This window comes from Micromonospora sp. DT4 (assembly GCF_049841675.1).
In the GTDB taxonomy this organism is placed as follows: domain Bacteria; phylum Actinomycetota; class Actinomycetes; order Mycobacteriales; family Micromonosporaceae; genus Micromonospora.
In genome coordinates, this window is record NZ_JBNCKT010000203.1 from 1 (window position 1) to 4,885 (window position 4,885).

7 protein-coding genes and 1 pseudogene are annotated in these 4,885 nt (G+C 69.5%); 7 read left to right on the top strand and 1 reads right to left on the bottom strand.

Going from position 1 to position 4,885, the window contains the following annotated elements:
* Nucleotides 1–577: 577 nt before the first annotated feature.
* The gene (locus ACLQ24_RS28530; protein WP_425894833.1) at nucleotides 578–832 is read right to left on the bottom strand and encodes an SCO4848 family membrane protein; all 255 of its coding nucleotides are present in this window, start codon (nucleotides 830–832) and stop codon (nucleotides 578–580) included.
* A 181-nt stretch (nucleotides 833–1,013) separates the two neighbouring features.
* Between ACLQ24_RS28530 and ACLQ24_RS28535 the strand changes: the two genes are divergently transcribed.
* The 7 genes and pseudogenes from ACLQ24_RS28535 to ACLQ24_RS28565 form a co-directional block, all read left to right on the top strand.
* On the top strand, nucleotides 1,014–1,484 hold the full coding sequence (locus ACLQ24_RS28535; RefSeq protein ID WP_425894834.1) for a PRC-barrel domain containing protein: 471 nt from the start codon (nucleotides 1,014–1,016) through the stop codon (nucleotides 1,482–1,484).
* Between the two features lie 4 nt (nucleotides 1,485–1,488).
* The gene (locus ACLQ24_RS28540) at nucleotides 1,489–1,665 is read left to right on the top strand and encodes a hypothetical protein (protein ID WP_425894835.1); all 177 of its coding nucleotides are present in this window, start codon (nucleotides 1,489–1,491) and stop codon (nucleotides 1,663–1,665) included.
* Between the two features lie 91 nt (nucleotides 1,666–1,756).
* Nucleotides 1,757–2,815, top strand: coding sequence for a tryptophan--tRNA ligase (trpS, locus tag ACLQ24_RS28545; RefSeq protein WP_425894836.1), 1,059 nt, complete (start codon nucleotides 1,757–1,759; stop codon nucleotides 2,813–2,815).
* A 15-nt stretch (nucleotides 2,816–2,830) separates the two neighbouring features.
* Nucleotides 2,831–3,061 (top strand): hypothetical protein, encoded by a 231-nt coding sequence (locus ACLQ24_RS28550; RefSeq protein ID WP_425894837.1) that lies wholly within the window; start codon nucleotides 2,831–2,833, stop codon nucleotides 3,059–3,061.
* Nucleotides 3,062–3,089: 28 nt separating this feature from the next.
* Complete coding sequence (locus tag ACLQ24_RS28555; protein WP_425894838.1) at nucleotides 3,090–3,680, top strand: HAD family hydrolase; 591 nt, start codon at nucleotides 3,090–3,092, stop codon at nucleotides 3,678–3,680.
* Nucleotides 3,681–3,751: 71 nt separating this feature from the next.
* The gene (locus ACLQ24_RS28560) at nucleotides 3,752–4,021 is read left to right on the top strand and encodes a dihydrofolate reductase family protein (protein WP_425894839.1); all 270 of its coding nucleotides are present in this window, start codon (nucleotides 3,752–3,754) and stop codon (nucleotides 4,019–4,021) included.
* 276 nt (nucleotides 4,022–4,297) lie between these two features.
* A pseudogene (locus ACLQ24_RS28565) lies at nucleotides 4,298–4,813 on the top strand (cellulose-binding domain-containing protein); the annotation flags it as partial.
* Nucleotides 4,814–4,885 lie beyond the last annotated feature (72 nt).

Sequence of the window (4,885 nt, forward strand, 5' to 3'; positions counted from 1 at the left end):
GGTATAAATCATAATTGGCACTGGCTTTACAAGCACCCTGTTGAGTTCTCAAAGAACAACCACACACCGATCAGAAGCTCCACATTCGTGGAACCCCATCCCGGGGCTTTCCGTTCCGTGTCCCCGCCGCTCTCGCGCCGGGCACTTTTACTACGTTACCTCACCGTCTCCGCCGTGTCAAACCGGTGTGTCCCGGTCTGTCATGCTTCGTGCGGGTTGGCCCCGGCGCACTCACGCAGCAGCGTACCGCTGTGTCAGGTCGTCGGATTTGGCAGGCCGGCCGCTGCGGTGTCCCGCAGTCGCGCCCGGTTCCCTGCCGGTCGTGAACCTTACCCGGTCGGTTTCGCTGCACCAAATCCGCCTCCTGGCAGATCCGGCAAGCCCCGCCCGAACCGTGCCCCGCAGGAGCGAACCCCTACCTGACCCGGCTGCCAGTCCGGTTCGGTCCTCCAGGACCTTCGTCCCGTTTGCCCCGTTCCGCGCTGGCAGAGAGAAAGTTACGCGTCCGTGGGTTTGATCGTCAAATCGGCGGGTAGCGTCGCGCGTCACACTCTGGCCCCGCTGACGTTTCCCCAGGTCAGGACGTTTCACTTCGGCGTGCGGTCAGCCATCCGCGGATGCCGAGGACGCCGACGGTCGTGCCGATGGCCAGGGACGCGGCGATAAGCAACGCGTGCACCCACAGGAAAGCGGTCGGCGCGCCCTCTCCCACCGAGCCGGATGCCCACGCGCGCGGGTCCTGCCAGATGGCCACTGCGAACCTCGGCCAGATCGCCCACGTCCAGATCCCGACCCCGACCAAAAAGGCGGACCACCCTCGCGACAGCACCATGACTGCCGAGTATGTCAGCGGATGCGCTGGTCACCGCTTTGGCCACCAACCGGGGCCACGGGTCGGACGGTGCCGGGCACACCGGCGCGCGAGCGTCGGACGCCGTGTCATTCGTTTCCGTACCCGTCAGGTTGGGCACTGCGTGAGGGGACAGGCGAAGCCGTCCTCGAAAGGTGTCCCCGTGCAACCCTCGATCTTCAACCCCTGGGCCTGGCGCGATCCGTCCGCCCTGGCCGGCGGCTACGCACAGACGACCCCGTCGGCCGAGCCACCGGACACCCCGGACGGCGGGCACGACGGCCCGGACGCTCCCGGTCCCGGTACTCCGGTCGACCTCGTCGGCTACCACGTGCAGGCCCGCGACGGACGCATCGGCACGATCGACGAGGCGAGCGACGAGGCGGATGCCGGGCACCTGGTGGTGGACACCGGGCCGTGGATCCTCGGCCAGAAGGTGCTGCTGCCGGCGGGCACGGTGGAGCGAGTCGACCACCTGGACCGCGTCGTGCACGTCGACCGGACCCGGCAGGAGATCAAGGACGCGCCGCCGTTCGACCCGGGGTCGACCGATCCGGCGTACCGAGACCGCGTCGGCAGGTACTACGCGGACCGTCACGTGCCACCTCCGGGAGCGGCGCCGCGGGTAGTGTGAGGTCGTGGTCCGGACGGGCAGCTGCGTACCGGAGGCGGTCGATGTCGTCGACGGCCTCCCGCACGGTGTCGTGCCCGCGTTCCCGACCAACTCCGGCGACGGCCGTGAGCAGCTTCTGGACGTACTCCGTGCCGGTGGTCTGCGGTACCGCGCCGGCGCGCGATGGCAGACGGCTCGCTGAGCCCCGTTCTCCGCTGACCGAGGGGGCGATTCCGCCCCGCTCGGCGCGCGCCCACTCGTGACCCACCTTCCCGCACGAAAGGCACATCGCCATGTCCGTCGCACGCATGCTCACCGGCGACCGGCCCACCGGCCGCCTGCACCTCGGCCACTACGTCGGCAGCATCGCCAACCGGGTACGGCTGCACCAGCGCTACGAGAGCTTCTTCATCATCGCCGACCTGCACATGCTCACGACCCGCAACCGGCGGGAGGACATCGACCAGGTCCCCCGCAACGCCCGCGAGATGGTGACCGACATCCTCGCCGTCGGCGTCGACCCGGTGCGGGCCACCTTCTACCTCCAGTCGGCGATTCCCGAGGTCGGTGACCTGAACACCCTCCTGCAGAACCTGGTGACCATGCCCCGGCTGGAGCGGGTGCCGTCGCTCAAGGACATGGCGCGCGACGCCGGCAAGGAGGAGATGCCGTACGGGTTGCTGGGCTACCCGGTGCTCCAGGCCGCGGACATCCTCTGCGTCAAGGGTGCGGTGGTCCCGGTCGGCCGGGACAACGCCGCCCACGTCGAGGTGACCCGGGAGATCGCCCGCCGGTTCAACCACCTGTACGGCGAGGTCTTCCCGGTGCCCGAGCTGATCCCGGCGGACACGCCGAGCCTGGTCGGCACCGACGGCGCGGCCAAGATGAGCAAGAGCCGGGGCAACACGATCACCCTCTCCGACGATCCGGCGACGGTGCGTCGGAAGGTCCTGGGCATGTACACCGACCCGAACCGGGTACGGGCGGACATGCCGGGAACGGTGGAGGGGAACCCGGTCTTCGCGTACCACGAGGTGTTCAACCCGGACCGGGACGAGGTGGCCGACCTGGCGCGGCGTTACCGGGCCGGCCGGGTGGGCGACGTGGAGGTCAAGGAACGCCTGGTCGTAGCATTGGAGACGTTCCTGACGCCGATCCGGGAGCGCCGTGCCGAGATCGAGGCCGATCGAGGGCTGGTTGACCGGCTGATCGTCGAGGGCACCGAGCGGACCCGCGTGGAGGTCCGCCGAACCCTCGTCGAGGTACGGCGGGCGATGGGGCTGACCGGCGCGTACCAGCAGATGCGGCGGCGTGCCGAGCGGACCCGGCGCCGAACGGACGTCCCTGCCTGACGCGGACGCCGCGCGGTGGCCATGCGGGACGGGCCGGACGCGGGGCTCGCCCTGCTGGACGGGTTGGCCGACGATCCGCGTCTGCGTGGCTACCACCTCTATCCGGCGACCAGGGCGGACCTGCTGCGCCGGCTCGGATGCCTCGACGAGGCCGCGGCGGCGTACCGCGACGCGCTGGCGTTGGTCGGCACCGAGCCGGAACGGGAGCACCTACGCTGCCGGCTGGCATCCGTCACCCGCGACTGAACAGGAGCGGCCGCTGTACCCTTCCCCGGTGACTCTGCCTCTGCCACCCGGTGAGTTCGCCGCGTACCTGTTCGACTGCGACGGCACCATCGTCGACTCGATGCCGCTGCACTACGTGGCCTGGCAACGGGCGCTCGACGAGTGGGGCTGCGAGTTCCCGGAGGACCTCTTCTACGCCTGGGGTGGCCGGCCGACCGCCGACATCATCGTCGCGTTGAACGAGCGGCACGGGCTGGCGATGCCGGTGGCGACCGTCGCCGAGAACCGCGAGCGCATCTTCCAGGAGTTGCTGCCGCAGGTCACCGCCGTTCCCGAGGTCGTGGCGCACATCCACGACGCGCACCGCCGGGTGCCGTTCGCCGTCGTCTCCGGCAGCACCCGCGCCACGGTCACCGCCTCGCTGGAGGCGCTCGACCTGCTGGACCGGTTCGACGTGCTGGTGTGCGCCGAGGACTACACGCGGGCCAAGCCCGACCCGGAGGCGTTCCTGCTCGCGGCGCGGCAGCTCGGCGTGCCCCCGGGCTCCTGCCTGGTCTTCGAGGACACCGACCTGGGCATCCAGGCCGCGACGGCGGCCGGCATGGCGTCGGTACGCGTGCCGCAGCAGCGCGCCGGCTGACTCCTCAGGCGATCGTCAGCAGCAGCTTGCCCAGGTGGGCGGCCTCCAGGCGCTTGTGCGCCTCCCGCACCTTGCTCGTAGGCCAGGTCACCCACCGCGAGATCGGTTACCTGGCTGCCGGCCGCGATGACGGTTCCGACGCCATGCTGGGCAGCGGGGTGCTCGTGCGGGAACTCATCACCAGGGACCTGGTCGACGGGTACCGCCTGTTCCTGCATCCGCTCCTCCTCGGCGCGGGCAAGCGCCTGTTCGCGGAGTTGGACCGGCCGCGACCGCTGCGGCTCGCCGGCTGCACGCCGACCAGCACCGGCGTTCTCATGCTCGAGTACGACGCAGAGTGATCGGTCGATGTTATCGATAACAGAGCACGTCCTAATCACCCGCCCTTTCGCCTGCTCGGCCTGCGGCCGCCCGCGTGCCCGCCGCGCTCGACCGGCACCGCCGATCGGCCGCAGAAGCCCTGCTGGAAGCGCTGATGAGGTCGTCCGCCAGCTTTTGAGACATCGAGGTTGATGGTTTGGGAGCGCTCCCGTAACATACCCGACGCGGCTGTTAACGCTCATCTAACAATCACTACCACGAATGTGTAGGCCGCCGTCCCGTCAGGATGGTGCTCGATGAGCATATTCAGACCGACAAATCTCTGGATCGTCTCGGCCGGTGTCGCGTTACTGGCGTCGGCCACGGTTGCGGTGGCACTGCCGGCGGGCGCGGCGGCGGCGGGCTGCTCGGTGAACTACGCCGTGTCGTCCGAGTGGCCGGGTGGCTTCGGCGCCAACGTGACGATCACGAACCTCGGTGATCCGGTGAGTAGTTGGACGTTGACCTGGTCGTACAGCGCCGGCCAGACGATCACGCAGTCGTGGAACACCACGCTGACGCAGAACGGGGCGGCAGTGACCGCGCGGAACGTGAGCTACAACGGTTCGATCGCGACCAACGGCACGGCGTCGTTCGGATTCAACGGCTCCTCCACCGGCAGCAACCCGGCACCGACGAGCTTCGCCCTCAACGGGGTGACCTGCAACGACGGCACCACGCCCACCACGCCGCCCCCCACGACACCGCCGCCCACCACTCCACCGCCGACGACCCCGCCACCCACCACACCGCCGCCGACGACCCCGCCGCCTAAGAGACTGTCGGGTAACTGGACGGCTACGCAGTGAGAAGTCGTTCGGCGTTGATGCGTCGGGCGGCTTCGC

Excerpts from the sequence above, each read along its gene's own strand:
- trpS (WP_425894836.1), top strand. The coding sequence starts at position 1,757 with ATGTCCGTCGCACGCATGCTCACCGGCGACCGGCCCACCGGCCGCCTG.
- ACLQ24_RS28530 (WP_425894833.1), bottom strand. The coding sequence starts at position 832 with ATGGTGCTGTCGCGAGGGTGGTCCGCCTTTTTGGTCGGGGTCGGGATC.